The sequence below is a fragment of the Streptomyces venezuelae ATCC 10712 genome, from assembly GCF_008639165.1.
GTDB lineage: Bacteria > Actinomycetota > Actinomycetes > Streptomycetales > Streptomycetaceae > Streptomyces > Streptomyces venezuelae.
Genome location: NZ_CP029197.1, coordinates 3,124,532 through 3,141,568, shown reverse-complemented (window position 1 = coordinate 3,141,568; position 17,037 = coordinate 3,124,532). Strand labels below are relative to the sequence as shown.

At 71.2% G+C, this 17,037-nt stretch carries 22 protein-coding genes; all 22 read right to left on the bottom strand.

The features are described 5' to 3' along the window. Window positions 1-10: 10 nt before the first annotated feature. On the bottom strand, window positions 11-2,779 hold the full coding sequence (locus DEJ43_RS14325) for a hypothetical protein (RefSeq protein WP_015034078.1): 2,769 nt from the start codon (window positions 2,777-2,779) through the stop codon (window positions 11-13). 2 nt (window positions 2,780-2,781) lie between these two features. After that, on the bottom strand, window positions 2,782-4,818 hold the full coding sequence (locus DEJ43_RS14320; protein ID WP_015034077.1) for a phage tail tape measure protein: 2,037 nt from the start codon (window positions 4,816-4,818) through the stop codon (window positions 2,782-2,784). After that, a complete protein-coding gene (locus DEJ43_RS14315; protein WP_015034076.1) occupies window positions 4,815-5,117 on the bottom strand; it encodes a phage tail assembly protein T in 303 nt (100 codons plus the stop codon). The genes DEJ43_RS14320 and DEJ43_RS14315 overlap by 4 nt, the downstream gene beginning before the upstream one ends. A 20-nt stretch (window positions 5,118-5,137) precedes the next feature. Further along, window positions 5,138-5,551: a hypothetical protein gene (locus tag DEJ43_RS14310; RefSeq protein ID WP_015034075.1), complete on the bottom strand. Its 414-nt coding sequence runs from the start codon at window positions 5,549-5,551 to the stop codon at window positions 5,138-5,140. 16 nt (window positions 5,552-5,567) lie between these two features. After that, entirely contained in the window at window positions 5,568-5,999 is a 432-nt protein-coding gene (locus DEJ43_RS14305) for a phage tail tube protein (RefSeq protein WP_015034074.1), read from the bottom strand. Window position 6,000: 1 nt separating this feature from the next. Continuing rightward, on the bottom strand, window positions 6,001-6,339 hold the full coding sequence (locus tag DEJ43_RS14300) for a hypothetical protein (RefSeq protein ID WP_015034073.1): 339 nt from the start codon (window positions 6,337-6,339) through the stop codon (window positions 6,001-6,003). 66 nt (window positions 6,340-6,405) lie between these two features. Then, a complete protein-coding gene (locus tag DEJ43_RS14295) occupies window positions 6,406-6,831 on the bottom strand; it encodes a DUF3168 domain-containing protein (protein ID WP_015034072.1) in 426 nt (141 codons plus the stop codon). After that, the gene (locus tag DEJ43_RS14290; RefSeq protein ID WP_015034071.1) at window positions 6,828-7,202 is read right to left on the bottom strand and encodes an HK97-gp10 family putative phage morphogenesis protein; all 375 of its coding nucleotides are present in this window, start codon (window positions 7,200-7,202) and stop codon (window positions 6,828-6,830) included. The genes DEJ43_RS14295 and DEJ43_RS14290 overlap by 4 nt, the downstream gene beginning before the upstream one ends. A gap of 1 nt (window position 7,203) precedes the next feature. Next, window positions 7,204-7,536: a head-tail adaptor protein gene (locus DEJ43_RS14285; protein ID WP_015034070.1), complete on the bottom strand. Its 333-nt coding sequence runs from the start codon at window positions 7,534-7,536 to the stop codon at window positions 7,204-7,206. Beyond that, window positions 7,533-8,117: a head-tail connector protein gene (locus tag DEJ43_RS14280; protein ID WP_015034069.1), complete on the bottom strand. Its 585-nt coding sequence runs from the start codon at window positions 8,115-8,117 to the stop codon at window positions 7,533-7,535. The genes DEJ43_RS14285 and DEJ43_RS14280 overlap by 4 nt, the downstream gene beginning before the upstream one ends. Beyond that, entirely contained in the window at window positions 8,117-8,476 is a 360-nt protein-coding gene (locus DEJ43_RS14275) for a hypothetical protein (protein ID WP_015034068.1), read from the bottom strand. The genes DEJ43_RS14280 and DEJ43_RS14275 overlap by 1 nt, the downstream gene beginning before the upstream one ends. Window positions 8,477-8,561: 85 nt before the next feature. Next, window positions 8,562-8,939 carry a hypothetical protein gene (locus tag DEJ43_RS14270; RefSeq protein WP_015034067.1) on the bottom strand — a complete coding sequence of 126 codons (378 nt, stop codon included), beginning with the start codon at window positions 8,937-8,939 and terminating at the stop codon, window positions 8,562-8,564. A 50-nt stretch (window positions 8,940-8,989) separates the two neighbouring features. Continuing rightward, window positions 8,990-10,219, bottom strand: a complete 1,230-nt coding sequence (locus tag DEJ43_RS14265) for a phage major capsid protein (protein ID WP_015034066.1) — start codon at window positions 10,217-10,219, stop codon at window positions 8,990-8,992. 56 nt (window positions 10,220-10,275) lie between these two features. Beyond that, a complete protein-coding gene (locus DEJ43_RS14260) occupies window positions 10,276-10,977 on the bottom strand; it encodes an HK97 family phage prohead protease (RefSeq protein ID WP_041662478.1) in 702 nt (233 codons plus the stop codon). Between the two features lie 186 nt (window positions 10,978-11,163). After that, window positions 11,164-13,176 (bottom strand): phage portal protein, encoded by a 2,013-nt coding sequence (locus DEJ43_RS14255; RefSeq protein ID WP_015034064.1) that lies wholly within the window; start codon window positions 13,174-13,176, stop codon window positions 11,164-11,166. A 2-nt stretch (window positions 13,177-13,178) separates the two neighbouring features. Beyond that, window positions 13,179-13,361, bottom strand: a complete 183-nt coding sequence (locus DEJ43_RS14250) for a hypothetical protein (RefSeq protein ID WP_015034063.1) — start codon at window positions 13,359-13,361, stop codon at window positions 13,179-13,181. Between the two features lie 17 nt (window positions 13,362-13,378). Then, a complete protein-coding gene (locus DEJ43_RS14245; protein WP_015034062.1) occupies window positions 13,379-15,190 on the bottom strand; it encodes a terminase large subunit in 1,812 nt (603 codons plus the stop codon). 16 nt (window positions 15,191-15,206) lie between these two features. Continuing rightward, a complete protein-coding gene (locus DEJ43_RS14240; protein WP_015034061.1) occupies window positions 15,207-15,689 on the bottom strand; it encodes a phage terminase small subunit P27 family in 483 nt (160 codons plus the stop codon). A gap of 148 nt (window positions 15,690-15,837) precedes the next feature. Next, window positions 15,838-16,206 carry a hypothetical protein gene (locus tag DEJ43_RS37770; RefSeq protein ID WP_015034060.1) on the bottom strand — a complete coding sequence of 123 codons (369 nt, stop codon included), beginning with the start codon at window positions 16,204-16,206 and terminating at the stop codon, window positions 15,838-15,840. Continuing rightward, window positions 16,206-16,412: a hypothetical protein gene (locus tag DEJ43_RS14230; protein WP_015034059.1), complete on the bottom strand. Its 207-nt coding sequence runs from the start codon at window positions 16,410-16,412 to the stop codon at window positions 16,206-16,208. Before DEJ43_RS14230 ends, DEJ43_RS37770 begins: the two co-directional genes overlap by 1 nt. Beyond that, window positions 16,409-16,591, bottom strand: a complete 183-nt coding sequence (locus DEJ43_RS14225; protein WP_145953707.1) for a hypothetical protein — start codon at window positions 16,589-16,591, stop codon at window positions 16,409-16,411. Before DEJ43_RS14225 ends, DEJ43_RS14230 begins: the two co-directional genes overlap by 4 nt. A gap of 94 nt (window positions 16,592-16,685) precedes the next feature. Then, window positions 16,686-16,946, bottom strand: a complete 261-nt coding sequence (locus DEJ43_RS14220; RefSeq protein WP_015034057.1) for a MerR family transcriptional regulator — start codon at window positions 16,944-16,946, stop codon at window positions 16,686-16,688. Window positions 16,947-17,037: the final 91 nt, after the last annotated feature.

Here is a 17,037-nt window from a genome sequence, read left to right as displayed (position 1 = left end):
GGCCGCCTCCTTACAGGCCGAGGACGAGTGGCTGGGCGAGCCGGATGTCGGCGCCGGCCGTGTGGCTCTTGCTGACGCCGTTGATGGACCGGATGACGGTGGCGCTCTGCGTGAGGGTGGTGCCGGTGATGGCGGTGACGCGGACGACCTCGCCGCCGACCCTCAGGTCGAAGGGGAATTCGGCGGGCTTCTCGGCGGTGGTGATCCAGCGGGGCCCGGTCGAGGTGACGAGGGAGAGCGTGGTGGCGGTCGCGTTGACGCCGGCGCCGAGCGTGCACCTGGCGGTGTCGAGGCGTCCGAGGCGGGCGTCGTCGAGGACGCCGATGGTCCACGGGGCGCCGGGGTCGCAGACGAACGTGATCCGCCAGACCTTGTCCCCGACTTCCTCGGTGTAGCCGCGGATGATGAGGTCGACGTCGTCGGGCCCGTACTCGGGGGGCAGATGGGTAAGCCGGAGGAGGTCGCCGACGTCGGCGGCGAGGATGTCGTGGGCGAGCGCGGCCACCCGCGGGTTGGCGAGGTCGATCACGACGCGCGGGTAGCGCAGGCCTTCGGTGGTGCCGAGGTGGACGCGCCACCATGCCTGCTGCAGGGCCTGCTCGTCGGTGTCGAGGGACAGGGTGACGGCGTCCTCGTACTGGCCTACGCCGTCCGGCGGGTCCTGCACGGACATCGGTCCGGTCTCCTGGACCGCGCGCCGCGCGGTGGATCCGCCCTGGCGGGTGACGGCGATGTCGTTGCGGGTGAGCCGGTCGTCGGGAACGGGCCGTAGCTCGCCGCTGATGAGTCCCTGGCTGTAGTCGAGCGTCACGGCCGGGGACTGGGTGTAGAGGGTGGCGCGGGTCCGGTAGAGCAGCGCTCGTGCGTCTCGGCGTTCCAGGAGGTAGCCGAGGTCGGCGTCAGAGGCGGTCTCCAGGGTGTCGAGGAACCGAGCCGGCAGTTGCACGCCGAGCGGCTCGGTGTCGGCGGCCTCGCCGTCGAGGGAGAGGGGCACCCCTTGCTCGGCGGCGAGCCGGACGACCCGGTCCGCAGCCGTTTCGCCGGGGTAGCCGGTGAACGCGCGGTAGTAGTCGGCGGCCGCGGGGCCGCTCGCGCCCCAGTAGGTGAGGTAGCCGACCGACACCGGCCCCGCACTCGGGGCGCCCAGCAGGGCGGTGAAGCGGACGGCCGAGAGGGCTGCGGTGGCGGCGGCGTAGACGTCGCCGGAGACCAGCTCGCCGTCGACGTACACCGACCAGAACGTGCTGCCTCCGGAGACGAACGTCGCGAACCGGATGTGGTGCGGCTCCTCGTCGAAAATGCCCGCGTTCGGGATGTTCATCAGCGTGGTGGACGAGCCGGTGCTGACGACCTCGACGATCACGCGCAGGGCGTTGCCTGCACGGTCGGCGACAACGGACCACTCCAGCTGGGAAGCGGGTACGCCGCGGTCCTTGAGCCGCAGGATCTCCAGGTCGCCGGTGCCGGAGCGAATCCAGTCGATCGCCCACCCGGTGGCCGCTGCGGCGGACGAGGCGACCGTGGCGGACATGTCGCTGTTGGCCGCGGTCTGGAGCTGGAGTACCGGCGGGAGCCATGGGCGCAGGTCGCCGCGTCCCCACGTGAGCCGGGAGCCACCGCCCGAGGAGCGCATCGGCGGGCTGCCCAGGAGCGCGGCTCCGGCGGTGGCTTCCTCGCCGTCGGTGAGCGGCCAGCATTCGATGGGCCCGCTGGCGGCGATGTACCGGTGGAGCGCGTCGTTGAGAGGGCGCCTGCCGGTGCCGAGACGCCGCATGATCCCGGCCGGGGCGATGGTCATCACGCTGTCGTTGCCGCTGGGGTGACGCTCGGGCGTCCAGGCGGGCACCTCGCCTTCCAGGCGCACCTGACGGTTCGACAGGGTGGTGCCGCCGGACAGCGTCCACACCCGGCCGGCGCCGTCGGTGAAGCTGCCCGCCCCTACGTCGGCCTGCGTCTCGGGGCGCATGTCGACGTTGAGCGTCGTGCCGTCGTAGACCTGGACGGCGTGGACGCGGCCGCGTACGGGCAGCAGGCCGGAGAGCCCGTCGGGCGTAAAGCTGAGGTCGCTGCTGCCGACATCCAGGGGCGCGGTGCCGTCGAAGATGGACGTGGTGCCGGACACAGTGACCGGATCGCCGATCGGCAGCCACAGCGGCGAGTCACGATGCCGGGCGTACCAGAACCTGGCGGTGACCCCGCCGGCCCCGTTGTTGATGTCGAGGGTGGCGCGCAGGACGATGCGCTGCCCGTCGTACGCGGGTACGGGCGCGGTCGCGGCCATCCAGCGTCGCGAGGCGGACGTGCCGTTGGGCGACCACAGCAGCTGAGGGATCCGGTTCTGGGCGATGCACAGCAGGTAGGAGATCTGTGACCCCGTCGTGCGGGCCCGGGAGATGAGGGCGGCCGGCGTCGCCCACGAGGTGGGGGCGACGTCGATGCGGACGTCCAGGTCCCCGGCGACGCCGAGGGACGCGTGATCGGGCGTGGAGACGACCGGGAACCCGGACGCGGGGTAGGCGAGGTGCGGTCCGCCGCCCTCGACGGAGAACCGGATGGGTGTGTTGCGGCCGAGCCCGTACAGCGCGGACTCGGGGTCGTGCACGGATACCGCGCCGCTGCGGTTGCCGAGCGTCATCGTTGCGGCGGCCGGCGCCGCGCGGGTCCCGGTCCCGGAGAGCCCGCGCGTGATGCTGACGGTGGTCGACTCCCGCACGCTCACCGGGTGCCAGGCCCCGTTGTAGTACACCTCGGTGGTGCGCGGCGGCGGCAGAGCCACCATCGTTACTCCTCTCCTGCGTAGCGGGCGATGGACCCGTTGCCGGTGGTGGCGACTTCGTACTGCAGGAAGTCGCGGAACCCGTTCCGGTCGGCGTGGGCGGTCACCACGACCTGGACCGCCTGGACCTTGCCCGTGGACGGGGCGGCCATCGTGGTGGGCGAGTTGATCAGCGCGTCGAGCTTGGACAGCGGGAGGACGGCCTCCTGCTCGCGGCCCTCGCCGATCATCGCCAGGGTGGGGCCGGTCGTGATGCCGCCCTCGGCCAGGAACGGGATGTAGGGGATGTAGGGGATGTTCACCCCGGGGACCCGATTCGCCCCGTAGATCAACGTGTTGATGCCCTCGATGGCCTGGTTGATCAGCCAGATCGCGGCGTTGAGCGCGGTCTTGAGGCCGTGCGTGATGCCGTCCCACATGCCGCCGAAGAACGAGCCGACCGTGGCGACGGCGGTGCGGACGTTGCTGATGAGGCTGGTCCACTGGCTACTGACGAACCTGGTGATCGCGCTCCACACGCGGATCGCGTCCGCCCGGGTCCTCTCCCACGCTCCGGCGAGAAACCCGGTGATCGCGTTCCAGATGCGGATCGCGTCGGCCTTGTTCTTGTTCCACGCCGCGGCGACGAACCCGGTGATCGCGTTCCAGACGCGGATCGCGTCCTCCCGGGTCTTGTTCCAGGCGTCGACGAAGAACTTGGTGATCGCGTTCCAGATGCGGATCGCGTCGGTCTTGAGCCCCTCCCAGTACGCCAGGAGCGCGGCCTTGACCTCGTCCCACTTCATGACGAGGACGACGACGATCGCGATCAGGGCGACGATTCCCGCGATGATCAGGCCGATCGGGTTGGCCATCATCGCGATGTTCACGATCCAGATGGCGGCCGCCATGAGGCCGAGCGCGGTGACCAGGATCAGGACGATCGGCACCAACTCCTTGATCGTGTCCTTGTGCTCCTTGATGAACTGGGACACCGACTTGACGATCGGGAGCAGGGCCTCGCCGAGGGTCATCTGCAGCGTCCGCATCGCCGCGTCCATCTGCCGCGCGGGGTCCGCCTCCATGGACTCGTTCAGCTTCTTCGAGGCGCCGGCCGCCGTGTCCATCCCGGAGGCGGCCTTGGCCGTCTGCGGGTTCATGGCGAGCAGGGCGTCGGCTGCCTCACCGGCCATGTCGCCGAAGAGCGCCACCCCGAGTTGCGCGCGCTTGGCCGGGTCCGGGACGTTGCGGAGCTTGTCCAGGGTGAGCTGCAGGGCGTCGGCCGCGGGCTTCCCGCCCTTGCCGATGTCGGCGAGCATCTTCTTGCTGTCGAGGCCGAGGGCCTTGTACGCCTCGCTCGCGCGGTCGGTTTCCTCCGACGTGATGCGGGCGAACTCGTGGAGGATGTCGCCTGCCTGGTCGATGTCCTTACCGCCGGCCTGCACGAACTGGCTCATCATCCCGAACGCCGTCGAGGCGTCCAGGCCGATGCGCTTGAAGTGGGTGCCGTACTCCTGCACCACCGCGGGCACGTCGGCCAGCATGCTCTTGGGCAGGACCTGCGCCGCCTGCGCGAGGACGTCGAACGCCTCGGTGCCGTCCTTGACGAGACCCTGTTTGATCAGCTGTCCGGCCGCCGTCGAGGCGTCGGCGACGTCGACTTCCATCTTCTGCGCCAGGCCCAGCGCGCTCTTGGTCATGTCCTGCAACTCGGCGTCGGTGAAGTCACCGAGCTTGCCCATGGCGGCGGTCACGGTGGACAGGCCCGTCGTGACTTCCTCGAGGGACTCCCCGAACCCGTCGCTGAACACGTCGCCGGCGATGCCGCCGGCCCGCTCGGCCTCCTGCTCGGTGAGGCCGAGCGACTCCTGCAGCTGGTGCTGTGCCTCGGCGATGTCCATCGCTCCGGCGATGCCCACCGCGAACACGGCGCCGGCCGCGACGCCAGCGGCGGCCGCCGGGGCGGCGAGGCCCTCAAGGCGGCTGGTGGTCTCCTGGGCGCCCTCCTCGACGCCTGAGGAGTCCATGCCGATGCGGACGAGCAGCTCGTCGAGGACGGTCATCTCGGCCCCCTTCCTGATCCGGTGAGGCCGGCGTGGATGCCCTTGACGGCGGCGAGGAGCTCGCGGCCGGTCTTGCGCGGGCGCGCGTTGCGGCTCCACTGCACGATGTGGTCAGAGAGCTTGGGGCGGGCGCCCTTCTTCATGTGCGGGGCCGCCACGTCCATGCCGAGACGGGCGGCCACGACGTCCAGGCGCTGCGGGCCGATGGGCCCGTACAGGTTCTGGTACGCGACGAGGCGGATCAGTTCCTCCTCGGTGAACCGCTCCAGGACCTCGCCCGGGGGGATGCGGTAGGCCACGCTGAGGCTGTAGAGGAGCCTCAGCTCTGGCCGTCGCCGAAACCCGCCTCCGCCTCCTGCACGCGGACGGTGAAGTCCTTGTTGTCGTCGGACAGATGGCGGCAGAGATCGAACAGTCCGCCCACGATCCCGGCCGACCTCTTGCTGAGGATGGCGATGCCCTCGCGCAGGTCGGGGAAGACCAGTTCGCCGGTCTCCTGGTCGCGCAGGGCCTTGGCGACGATCTCGGCCTTGCGGGACTTGACGCTCATCTCGATGCTGTCCGCGCTGTCCTTGCGGGTCATCTTGGTGAGGGAGTTCTGGTAGGCCTCCCAGTCCCCGGACGGCAGGCCGGTGACCCGGAAGCGGGCGCCGGGGACCCACTCGGGGATCTCCACGTCGTCCTGGTGGCGGATGTCCTGCGCCTTGCGGATGAGGTCCTTGAGCGATGCCATGGGGGTGAGGCTCCTGTCAGCCGGTCGGGGTGAGGGTGGGCATGCCGGAGATCTTGAACGTGGCGGTCCGCTCCATCTGGCCCTCGGTCGGGTATTCGTCGCCGAGGTCGGTGATGAGGGCGGAGAAGGCCCACGTGTGCTCGTCGGCCTCGCCCGGCAGGATGACGACCTGGTAGTCCCGCAGGTCGTCCTCCTCGAAATCGGCGTCGAGCGCCGTGTGCGTGGAGTTGCCGGGGTCGTAGTTGATGGTCAGTTCGACCTCGCCGCCGTCCTTCAGCCCCTTGATGAACTCGCGGTAGCGGTTCGGGGAGTCGTGGGCGGTGACCTCGATCGCCTCACGGCTGCGGGACGGGCCGCTGATGTCGGTCACGTTGGCGACCAGGACGAACGAGCCGGATCCGGTGGAGTCCCTCAGGAACTGGCTGCCGAATGCGTCCTTACCTGCCATGTCAGGCTCCCAGCTTGAGAACGGCGACGGTGGTCGAGGTGACGCCGTCGTAGGTGATCGCGGCTCGCCCGGTGGCGCCGCGGAAGAGGTTGGTGAGCGGGATCAGGCCCCGCTTGCCGGCGGCGACGACGAGGGTCGCGTCCGCGATCGCGTGGCCGTCGACGTTCCCCGGGGTCGCGAGGGTGACGGTGCGGGGCGAGCCGGAGCCGTTGCTGACGAACAGGAACAGGCCGGGGCCGACGGGGGCGGTGTCGCCGCCTCCGGCCGCTGCGACGGCGGCCGCGTCGAGGTCGGCCAGGCCCCCGACCGTGGTCACGGTGGTGGTGCTGAGCGCTGCCATGGCGCTCCTCTCTGGACATGGCGAAGTCCCGGACCAGGCGGGCCGGGGCGACGGTGGTGGGGCGGGTCAGACGGGCTGCGCGGTGACGACGCGGTAGCGCTGGACGAGGTGGCGGATGTCGCCCGGCGGCTCGGGGTCGGTGAGCGGCTGCGCGAACTCGAACCGGGTGACGACGTGGTCGTAGCCGGGGACCGCGAGCGGCTGGTGGTCCAGGAGCGCGGTGAGCCGGCCGCCGATCTGCAGCACCCGCTTGAACCCGCGGTACTGGTCCCACACGTGCAGGGTCGGGACGGTCTCCCACCCGTGCCGGTCGTGCGCGTTGGCCGGGACCTCGGTGGCCTCGCCGATCACGATGAACGGGTACGGCACGTTCTCCGGCAGGTAGTCGTAGACGGAGACGCCGAGCGTCTGCAGCTGGGCGTCGGCGACGAGCAGGGACCGGATGGCGCCCTGGATCGCGAGCATGGGGGAGACGGGCGGCGGGATCGTCACCTCAGGGCCCTCCGCACCTCGTCGGTCAGCCGGGCCTTGTAGCGGCCGCGCTCGGCCTCCAGAGCGGGACGGAGCGCGGGCCGGGCGGTGATGCGGCGGGTGCCGTACTCCAGGAACCGGGCGTAGTACTCGGTGTCGTTGTGCCAGCCGACGACGGCGGTGAGGTCGTCGTCCTTGTACTTGATGTCGACCTTGTCGTGCAGGTTGCGGGAGTCCTTGGCGACGTCGCGCTGGGTGTCGGCCTTGACCGCCTCGGCGGACTCCTTCACAGCCTTCTGCAGTGCCTTGACGATGTCCTCGCCGAGGTCCTCCAGCTGGGTCCGCAGCCGGTCCATCCCGAGGATTTCCACGGTCATCCCGGTACGGGCCATCTCACGCTCCCTCGCGCTCGATCAGCTTGCACTCGGCCTTGCGGTAGCGGGTGGAGGACGGCTCGACGACGGACGTGACCTTGAGGACCTGGCCGCCTCCGCGCAGCTCGTCGCCGCGCGCGACGTCGGCGGCCGGCAGGAGGAACACGTCGTGGGTGTGCTCGGCGCCGGCCTGCTGCGCGAGCAGCCGGTCAGAGGCGGACGGCTGGTCGACCTTGCCCCGGACGTCGTCCTCCTGGCGGACGAGGGTGGTCTCCTGGCCGCCGTAGCCGTCGTCGACGGTGACCGGCCGCCACACCTGCAGCGTCCGGTTCAGCCACCGGCCGACGCTCATGTCCGGGCCCGGTAGGCGCCGAGCGTGCGCCGGTCGGCCGCGGTGAGCTCCATCCCGAGCGCTTCGGCGGAGAACGAGCGGGAGTGGTCGCCGAGGGTCTCGGCGGAGAGGAATTCCGGGTTGGACCAGCCGGCCGCGGACAGGCGCAGGCAGATCCGTTTCGGGCCCGGGGGGACGGGGGCGTAGCCCGGGGTGTAGACGACCTCGATCGCCCGTTCGTGGGCGGGCCAGTCGGCGCCGCGGCGGTGCAGGACCCCCGAGGCCGACCAGGTGTAGTCCCGGTCCTTGCCGAACACGAGGTCCTCGTCCTCATCGACGAGCCGGACCGAGGCCACAGCGGTCACGGGCCAGCGCGGCAGGATGAGCTTCCGGGAGCCGCTCGCGGGGTGGTACCGGGGGTCCTCGTCGGTCGGGCCGTCGAGGATGACGGTGTCGGTGGACTGCTCCAGGGCCTGGCCGACCTCGTCCTCGATCACCCCTTGCGCGAGCTCGATCAGGAGCTCGGCGGTCGCGGTCTCCTCGTCGGTGAACGAGTCGATGCGCAGGAGGCGGCGCAGGTCGTCCGCGCTGGCGTACGCCATCAGTCCCCGGTCCCCTCGTCGTCGTCCTCGTCGCGGCGGCGCTCGAGCTCGGCAGCGACGGTGGCCCGGATCTCCTCCTTGAGGCGGGCGTCGCCGAGGTCGATGTCGTGCTCGGCGGCGTAGGCCTTGAGCTGGTCGACGGTCATCTCCTCGACGGCCACCGCGTCACCCGGCGGCGGCGGCGTGGTGGTGGTCTTGGCGGGACGGCCGCCGCGCTTCTTCTTCGGCTCCTCGAGGGGCCGGCAGTCTCCGGCGGCGACGCGCTGCTCGGCGTCGTCGTCGTCCATGTCGAGGATCGAGCCCTCGGGCTGGGTGCCGTACTTCGGGTTCACCATGAGACGGAGCATCTCGACTCGCATGGTGGTCCTCCTGTGGTCCTGGACGCGGCCGGGCCCCGCCATCGATGGCGGGGCCCGGGCGGCCGTGAGCGGGGGGGGGAAGGGGTCAGGGCTTGACGCGGCCCTTGCCGCGGACGACGGTGACGCCGAACGAGGCGTCGCCGGTGCCGGCGTCGGTGGCCACGGCGCGGATGTACCGCTTGACGCCGTGGTAGCCGATCACCGTCACAGTGGACGCGGTGAGGGTGGCGGGCTCGGTGCCGTCGAGGTCGGCGTTGGCCACCGCGGTGTACCCGGAGCCGAGGGTGTCGGACTCCTGGACCTCGATGGAGAACGCGCCGTTGGCCACCGCGCCGGTGGAGATGACGACGGCGGCCGCGTCGTAGTTCGCCAGGTCCACCCCGGTCCCGGTCGCGGTGTCGGTCCGCGCGGCCGGGGTGAGGGTGGCGGCGATGTCGATGCTGTTCTTGATGTCGCTGCGCATGGGTGCTGCTCCTGTCTGGTGTGGGCCTGCGCTGGACGGGGGGGCCGGGGTTACGGCACGACGTCGTTGGACTGCAGGCGCACGAACGCCTCGGCGAGGACGGGCATGCCGTCGGCCTCCTGGCGGCCGATGAACCCGACCTGGTTCGTCTCGGCGTACAGCTCGTTCAGGCGCTGCACCTCGAACTGCAGGGCCTCCGCGATCCAGTAGTAGGAGAAGTCGCCGAGGATGCCGACGTAGTCGCCGTCGCCGAACGTCGACGGGGCGAACTCGGACATGATGAACGGCAGGTCCAAGATCTTGTCCGGCTCGCCGTCGGCCAGGCCGGCCCGCCAGATGTAGTTCCCGTCGCCGTCCTTCAACTTGCGCACGGACGCGATCATCAGCCGGTGGAACAGCCACTGCGCCTTCTTGTGGTACGCGCCCTTGAGCGTGTACTTGGCGGTGATGAGGTCGTCCGCGGCGTTGCCCGCGGCGACGTTGACGAACCCGGTGCCGGAGGTGGAGATGTCGATGTCCCGGCCGGTGGGGATGCCGTCGGCGTGGGCGGTGAACAGGCCCAGCGGCTTCTGGTTGCCGTCCCCGACCATGTAGGCCTTCTCGGCGGTGACGCCGAACTTGTACTCCATGCGCTCACGGACGAGGGTCTCGGGGTTCGTCGCCGAGGACCGCATCAGCTTGCGGCTGATCTTGACACGCTTGGCCACCGGGTGCGGGCGGAGCTCGCGCTTGCCGAACCGCATGCCGTCGTCCTGGCTGCCGGTGGCGAGCTCGCTCGTCCACTCGGCGTCGCTCAGGTCGGTGTCGAGGGTGGGCACGCCGAGGGACTCGGCCGTCGTGAGCTGGTGCACGGTGGCCAGGCCGCGCAGCGCGACCATGTCGTCGATGCCCTTGAGGAGTTCCTTGACGAACTGCTGCGGGGCGACGAGGAACCCGCCCTCGGGGTCGTGGCCGGCGTTCAGCGCGCGGGCCTGGCGCTCGGTGAGGACGGACCGGCCGCCGAGGAAGTAGGCGCGCAGGGCGCCCATGGCCTCGTCGCCGCCGCGGGTGCCGCCGCGCTCCAGGTCCTCGCGTGCGCCGTCGGCGCGCTCGTCGTCCTCGAGCTTCTCGGCCCGCTCGATGGTGCGGTCGACGCCGTCACGCTCCTCCATGAGCTTGTCGAACCGCACCTCCTCCTCGGGCGTCATCGCACGGCCCTCGGTCTCGGCGGTCTGCATGATCGCTCGGGCGTCGGCGCCGAGCTTGGTGCGCTTGGTGCGCAGCTCCCGGATGTTGGCCATCAGGGTTTCCCTTCGGTGGGTGTAGGTGCCCCGCGCGGCTGCGCGGCGCGGGGGGATCAGAGTCCGGCGAGCCGGAGGAGGCGGGCGGTGTCGACGAGCGGGGCGGCCCGCTCGTCGTCCTCGTCGGTGCCGCCGGCCGCGTCGAGGAGCTCGGTGAGAGCGTCACGCGCGGCGGAGACGAGGCCCTTGTTCTTCTTGGACAGCACCGCGCCCGCGCGGGCGGTGTCGAGCTCGGCGAGCCGGGACAGGACGGCCTGCACGGTCTCGTCCGGGGCGGCGCGGACGTCGAGGCCGCGGGCGATGTCGAGGGCGCTGCGCCCGGATTCGACGATCGCGTTCGGGTCCATCGGGAGCGGGACCGCGCTCACTTCGAACAGCTCCCAGCCCTCGGGGACGCCGGCGTCGTCGATGTTCCAGACGTCGAACCCGATGGAGAACGCGTTCATGTAGCCGCCGCGGTACTTCCGTTCGACCGTGCGGGCGAACTCGTCGTCCTGGTCGAAGGAGATCGTCATCCGCAGCTTGTCGTCGTCGATCCACGTCTTGTCGGACCGGCCGATCGGCAGGCCGTCACGGCCCCAGTAGGAATGGCCGTAGCCGACGACCGGGTTGGCCTCGAACCGCCCGAGCTCGGCGCCCTTCATGGTCAGGTTGAGGCCGTCGCCCTTGCGGCCTTCGGTCGCGGCGATGATCGTCAGCGGCTTGCCCGCCTCGTCTCCGTCGGCGCGCTGGACGTAGCCGCGCACGTAGTGCCTCATCGGTGCCTCCTCGGTTCCTTGATCTGGCGGTCGCGCGGGGGGACGTCCTGCTGGCGCGGCTTGAACGTGGCAGTGCGCAGCGGCTCGCGGCTGGAGCACGGCTCCCTTGTGTGCCACCACGCGCCGGACGGGCCGCTCTCGGCCGGGCCGCCGCAGTTGCTGCAGGTGCCGGCCGTGATGCGCTGGCTACTCGACAACGGGGATCACCTCGCAGTTGCAGCCCGGGTGTACGGGCGGGTGGAAGGTGTCGCGCTTGGCGACGAGCTTCTCGCCGTCCTCGTCGCCCTCGACGTCATCGCCCTTGGCGACGAACGGCGTCTCGATCTCCCGGACGGCTCCGTCGAGGCGCTGGCAGTACGGGCAGTTCTTCGACCCGCGCGCCACCCACTGGACCGACTTCACGCCGGCCTCTTTCCACGTCTCGCGGGCCGCGGCGTTCGGCAGCTGCGCCGACTCCCAGCGCGCGGTCTGCGCGGGCCGCTCCTCCTGCCACTTCGCCAGCCGCTCGACGACCGCCTCGGCGATGTCCTCCGGGGTCCCCTCGGTCTTGTCGACCACGGCCCGCAGCTGGCCGTACGACGAGGACACCTGGTACTGGGCGTGGGACAGGGCGTAGGCCTGCGCCCACATGGACAGGTCGACGGGGTCCTCGAACGCGACTTCCTCGGCGGCCTGGACGGCGACGTCGTCGGCGAACTGGGTCATGAGCGGGACCCACAGTTCGGCCAGCCGCTCCATGATCGGGCCGTCCTCGGCGTACAGCAGCCGCAGAGCGGTGAGGAAGGCGGCGAGCGACCGGTGCCGGCCGCGCTCGGGGGTCAGGTGTTCGGCGACCAGGGCGCCGACCTTCTTGGCCTCGAGGTCGGCTACCTCCTGGTCGGACTCCTCGATCTTCGTCCCCCACCGTTCGGCGAGGGACTCCCGTACGGTCTGGCGTCCGGCGAGCATCCGCGCTGTGCGCGCGACGCGGGCGCCGTCCGCGGTCTCCAGAGCGAGGCGGCTGCGGCCGGCGGGCACCATGTTGAGTGGGACGAGGTAGTCGTCGCCGCCCGGGACCGGGTTCATGTTCTCCCGGTCGCGGACGTCGTTGGCGGACAGCCATCCCCAGTTCCGCCCCACCGCGTAGGCCTGGTAGCGGGTGAGGGTGTCGCCGCGGAGCAGTGAGTCGACGAGGTGCTCGGCGTAGTACCGCTGGCGCTCCTCGGGCAGCAGCAGCTGGGTGAGGATCGCCTGCTCCCACCGGACGAGCCACACGTTCAGCGCGGACTGCACGTAGTCCAGGCCCTGCTGCTCGATGTTGGAGAACGTGGCCCGGTCGAGATCGCCGATCTTGTGGGGCGGCAGCCGTAGCCACCGGGCCATCTCGGTCACCTGCAGCTTGCGCGTCTCGAGGAACTGGGCGGAGTCGTTGGGTACGCCGACCTGCTGCCAGGTGACGCCCTCCTCGAGGATCGCCACGCGGTGCGCGCGGTCGATGCCGCGGTGGATGTTCTCCCAGTCGTCCGCCATGCGGGTCCTGGCCTCGGGGGAGAGGTTGCCCGGGTGCGACAGGGCGCCGCCGGGCGCGGCGCCGTTCGAGAACACCTTGGCGCCGTGGTGTTCGGTCGCCAGGCCGAGGCCGATGGCGTTGGCGGCGAGGTCGACGACCGGGTAGCCGCGCACGCCGTCGAACCCGAGGCCGGAGATGTGCAGGACCTCGTGGGGCAGCAGGACGGTGTGGATGCCGTTGACGTCGTCGTCGTACCGGTAGCGGCGTTCGAACCGTCCGGCGCCGGTGCGCTTCACGCCGATCGTCAGCCGGTCGGGGCGCAGCGGCCAGATTTCCTCGATCACCCCGGTGCGGGGGTGCGAGACGACGTGGGCGACGCCGTCGCCCCACGTGATCGCGTGCCCCATGAGCGTCTCGCGCAGCCACGTCGAGCTCATCATGTCGTTGGGCTGGTCGTGCAGCAGCGCGTACAGCGGGTGGCTGGTGGCGCGCTGCTTACCGCGGGGCCTCAGCCGTTCGTAGAGGAACAGCGGCAGGGCGCCGACGTCCTCGGACAGGACGCGGACGCCGGCGAAGAACGGCGCGTAGGTCAGGGCCGTGTCCTGGTCCACCCGGATCCCGGCGGAGTTGACCGACCCGCCGCGCATCCAGTCCTCCACCCACTTCTCGGGGGTGGCCAGTCCGGACAGGGCGCTGCGCAGGAGCCCCATGGTCAGGCTCCCTTCTGCGGCTGGCCGGACGTGCGGGCGGCGCGGAGCTCGCCGAGGGCGCCGGCGATGCCGACGGCCAGGAGCACGAGGCCGGCCGCGGCGACGCCGAGCCAGGGGGCGAGCAGCCCGAGGCCGAGGCCCAGGAGCGTGATGCCGAGCAGGGCGAGGACGTCCCATCGGTCCATCCGGGCCTCCTTCGGGGTCAGAGGGCCATGCCCTGGGACTCGTAGATGGACGGGGCGGGCATGCCGCGCAGGCCGCCGTCGATGGCGAACAGCAGCGCGGGGATGCCGTCGATCCGCTTGCCGGTCTTGTCGCGGGCCGGCTTGACCGGGCGGATGCGGTCGGGGTCGTCACGAGGCGACTTGCACTCGAGGTTGTCGGCCATCCACCACGCGACCGGGTTCCCGAAGTGCGCGAGCTCGCGGCCCTTCAGCGCGCGCATGAGCTCGGCCATGGGCGGAGTCATGCGGGTGTACGTGGTGTCGGACTCCACCATCTTCAGCCGGGTCCGCTTGACGATCTCCTGCCGTACGGGCTCGCCGCACCACTTGTCGTACGTGACGTCGACGATCCGGTACAGCTGGTGATCGGTCTCGATGTCGTCGTAGATCGTGGCGTAGTCGATCGTGTCACCGTCGGTGAGCGTGACCCAGCCGTCGGCCGCCCACTCGGAGAACGCGCCGTCGGTGTGCTCGTCAAGGATGTCGGCCACGGACTCTGGTGCCCACATCCGCCACAGGACCTCGCCCGTCGGGAAGTACAGCGCCCACGAGGTCAAGTCGAGCTTGGACGAGAGGTCCAGGCCGCCCCAGCACCGCTGCCCCTCGAGGCGGCCCGCGATCCATCCGGGGCTCGGCGCGATCTCTCGGGCGTTCATGTCCCACAGGTCCATCGGGATCCAGCGGGAGACCTGGCTGACGCGCTGGTTCAGCCGGAACTGCCGGAACCCGTTCTCCGCCTTGTAGTTGGTGCGGGCCTCCTCGGCCTCCTCGCGCAGGGACTGGATCCCGAGGAACGTGCCGAGCGCCGGGTTGGGCCAGTACCAGTTGTCCTCGTCCCAGGGGTCGATGGACACCGGCAGGTCCGGACGCCCCGGGTACAGCCGGTGCAGCCGGTCCAGCTCGTCCTGCGTGCGCGGGGCCTTGCGGACGAACACGAAGTGGTGGGGCGCGCGCTGCGGCTGCTCCGCGACGCGGTCGGCCTCGTCGATGAAGTCGGCGCCGAAGCTGACGTGCTGGTTGGTCTCGGTCGTGATGGCCAGCATCAGGGCCTGAGTGCGGGCACCGGCCGCCGTACGCATGGCCTTCCACAGGCTGTCGTCCGGCTGGCTGAGGACCTCGTCCAGGATGAAGCAGTGCGGGCTGTGGCCGAGCTCGTTGTCGGCGTCGGCCGGGATCACTTCGTAGTGGGACCCGGTCCGCTCGTCGACGAGACGACGGACGTTCTTGATGTGCGTCAGCCGCTTCGCCAGGATCGGCGACTTGCGGACCATCTTCGTGCACGGCTCGAAGACCTTGCCCGCCTGCCGGGTCGTGGCCGCCGCGCCGTAGATCTCGGCCGACTCCTCGCCGTCGCCGCACAGCATGTACAGGGCGATGCCGGAGAGCAGGGCGCTCTTGCCGTTCTTCCTCGCCATGACGATCGTGGCGCGGGTGTACCGGCGGACGTACCGCCCCCACTGGTCGGACCAGTGGACCTCGCCGAACAGCGGCCGGATGATCTCGTGTTCCTGCCACGGCGCCAACACGAACTTCGTGTTGGCGAGGGCGCCGGCCGGGTGAACGAGCAGCTCGGCGAAGAACTTGACGACGCGGTCGGCACGCGGCTCGCAGTAGTGCGCGCCGCGCCGCTCGCACGTCTTGTCGTCGAGGGTGTACCCGCAGACGCCGCCCCTGCGCGAGGCCGGCCGCCACCGCTTGTGGTGGTTGAACGTCATCACCCGCCGGCGGCCGCGCGGGCGGGTGGCCGCCTTGCTCTTCGCCGGGCGGCGGGTCGTGGTCCCGGCGGTCATCGCGCCCTCCGTACGGTCAGGACAGCAGCCGCTCCGCTCCGGCCGGGTTGTCCTGGCCGCCGATCTTCAGCTGTGCTCGGTCACTCGGGGTCAGGCCGAAGCGGGCGCCGTACCGCTGCACCTGCGCGTCGGCCGAGTCCAGCGCGAGGAGCCACGCGTTCTTGCCGAGCCGGTGTCCGGTCAGGTCACCGTTCTTGTTGAAGACGGGGTGCTCGACGACGGCGCCCTCGGTGGCGACGTGCTCGGCGGCGTCGCGCCGGCGGGCGACGGCGTCGCACCAGTTGGCGTAGGCCTCGACGTCCCACGCGGTGAGCACGCCCTTGGCGGTGAGCTCGTCGGCCAGGGTGTGCCACACCTCGAGGGCCGCCTCGCCCAGCCAGGCCGGCGGCTGGACGTCGCCCTCGTCGGGCTGCGGTTCGTCGCGGTTGATCCGGTCGGCGCGGTCGCCGTGCAGAACGCGCAGGCCGGTCGGCTTGGGGGCGGGACCACGCTTACCCATGATCACCTCCGGTCACATTCGGTTACGGAGAGGGCTCGGGTACGGCGGATCCCGAAACCTGTCACGGCGTCTCTGGGCTCCCCCCCGCGTTCCGCGGGTCCCCGGGCCAGGGATCCGAGGCCCCCTCCCCCCGGCCGGGCCGTCACGATCAGTAGCGCGGCCCGCCGGCGTTCCACCCGCCAGGCTGGTGGCGGGCAGTCTCCTTCGAGTGACAGGAGGCACACAGGCCGCGGCCTCGGCGAGGGTCGTGCTCGTCCAGGCCGCGGGCCTGCAACTCCCTCTTGGACAGCGGCCAGTGGTCTGCCTGAGTGGCCGGAGCGGCCTTGCACAGCACGCACGTGGCGTCGCGCTCCAGGACGCCGGCGCGGAACCGCTGGACGTGCTCGGCGTTGTAGCCCTTGGCCGAGGCCGAGCGGCGGGGTCGGCGCTTGTCGTGCGGGGCGCACTTGGCGGAGGGGGGTGCCGCCATGGCGCCGCAGCCGGGGGTGGTGCAGCGCCGGGGGGCTCGGCTCGGCATCAGACGTTCCTGCGCGTCAGGAGCAGCCAGGCGCCGTAGAGGGCGCCGCGGATGCGCGGGACGTGCACGACCAGGGAGACGTGTAGGGGCCCGTCCGGGGCCCGCGCGCCGGTCGTGGCGTAGATGCCGGGGGAGTCCATGACGAACCAGGCGCCGACCCATCGCGGCAGCCCTGCGCCGTAGTGGCGGGCCTGAGGCGGGTTCACGGTCGTTCCTGTGGGGTCGATGCGAGGACCTCGCCGGGGACGATGCGGTACGGAGCGGGCTGGCCGGTGGGGTGCTGCAGGCGGAGCGTCCCGGAGTCGATGCTGTCGGCAGCGACCCACCCGGAGGCGTAGCCACAGGCGCACGCGTAGCTGACTTCCCCGGTGCTGCGGTACTGCATCCACCGGGATCCGTCGGGCTGGCGAGCGCCGGGGCCCGCGGGCTCAAGCTTCCTGGTCCCTGACAGTTGGTGCCTGAGGGTGCTCATGGGCGCCTCATCTCGTTGAAGGCGGTGCCGCTTCGGGGATGCCGACGAGGCGTAGGGCGCGGCTGCGGGTGGCGAGTTCGGCGCGGGCTACGTCGACGTGCGCGTACACGGGGTGGCCGCGGTCGTCGAGGCCGGCGGGGGCGAGGTGTCCGCGGCGGGCCCACTGGCGGACGGCGGCGGGGGTGACCTCGGCGGCGCCGGCGGAGAGGAGGCGGCGCCAGCGGGTGGCTTGGGCGGCGGCCTCGGCGGCGGTGTAGAGGGTGGCCACGGCTCACCTCCGGAACGGCGACGGCCCCCTCGTCGAGGGGGCCGTGGTGGTGTGTGGGCACACGTGTGCTGTTGGCAGCAGTGTGACGCTA

Excerpts from the sequence above, each read along its gene's own strand:
- DEJ43_RS14250 (WP_015034063.1), bottom strand. The coding sequence starts at position 13,361 with ATGGACCGATGGGACGTCCTCGCCCTGCTCGGCATCACGCTCCTGGGC.
- DEJ43_RS14325 (WP_015034078.1), bottom strand. The coding sequence starts at position 2,779 with ATGGTGGCTCTGCCGCCGCCGCGCACCACCGAGGTGTACTACAACGGG.
- DEJ43_RS14280 (WP_015034069.1), bottom strand. The coding sequence starts at position 8,117 with ATGGCGTACGCCAGCGCGGACGACCTGCGCCGCCTCCTGCGCATCGAC.
- DEJ43_RS14320 (WP_015034077.1), bottom strand. The coding sequence starts at position 4,818 with ATGACCGTCCTCGACGAGCTGCTCGTCCGCATCGGCATGGACTCCTCA.
- DEJ43_RS14225 (WP_145953707.1), bottom strand. The coding sequence starts at position 16,591 with ATGCAGTACCGCAGCACCGGGGAAGTCAGCTACGCGTGCGCCTGTGGC.
- DEJ43_RS14240 (WP_015034061.1), bottom strand. The coding sequence starts at position 15,689 with ATGGGTAAGCGTGGTCCCGCCCCCAAGCCGACCGGCCTGCGCGTTCTG.
- DEJ43_RS14310 (WP_015034075.1), bottom strand. The coding sequence starts at position 5,551 with ATGGCATCGCTCAAGGACCTCATCCGCAAGGCGCAGGACATCCGCCAC.
- DEJ43_RS14275 (WP_015034068.1), bottom strand. The coding sequence starts at position 8,476 with ATGCGAGTCGAGATGCTCCGTCTCATGGTGAACCCGAAGTACGGCACC.
- DEJ43_RS14255 (WP_015034064.1), bottom strand. The coding sequence starts at position 13,176 with ATGGGGCTCCTGCGCAGCGCCCTGTCCGGACTGGCCACCCCCGAGAAG.
- DEJ43_RS14285 (WP_015034070.1), bottom strand. The coding sequence starts at position 7,536 with ATGAGCGTCGGCCGGTGGCTGAACCGGACGCTGCAGGTGTGGCGGCCG.
- DEJ43_RS37770 (WP_015034060.1), bottom strand. The coding sequence starts at position 16,206 with ATGCCGAGCCGAGCCCCCCGGCGCTGCACCACCCCCGGCTGCGGCGCC.
- DEJ43_RS14265 (WP_015034066.1), bottom strand. The coding sequence starts at position 10,219 with ATGGCCAACATCCGGGAGCTGCGCACCAAGCGCACCAAGCTCGGCGCC.
- DEJ43_RS14305 (WP_015034074.1), bottom strand. The coding sequence starts at position 5,999 with ATGGCAGGTAAGGACGCATTCGGCAGCCAGTTCCTGAGGGACTCCACC.
- DEJ43_RS14290 (WP_015034071.1), bottom strand. The coding sequence starts at position 7,202 with ATGGCCCGTACCGGGATGACCGTGGAAATCCTCGGGATGGACCGGCTG.
- DEJ43_RS14270 (WP_015034067.1), bottom strand. The coding sequence starts at position 8,939 with ATGCGCAGCGACATCAAGAACAGCATCGACATCGCCGCCACCCTCACC.
- DEJ43_RS14260 (WP_041662478.1), bottom strand. The coding sequence starts at position 10,977 with ATGAGGCACTACGTGCGCGGCTACGTCCAGCGCGCCGACGGAGACGAG.
- DEJ43_RS14300 (WP_015034073.1), bottom strand. The coding sequence starts at position 6,339 with ATGGCAGCGCTCAGCACCACCACCGTGACCACGGTCGGGGGCCTGGCC.
- DEJ43_RS14245 (WP_015034062.1), bottom strand. The coding sequence starts at position 15,190 with ATGACCGCCGGGACCACGACCCGCCGCCCGGCGAAGAGCAAGGCGGCC.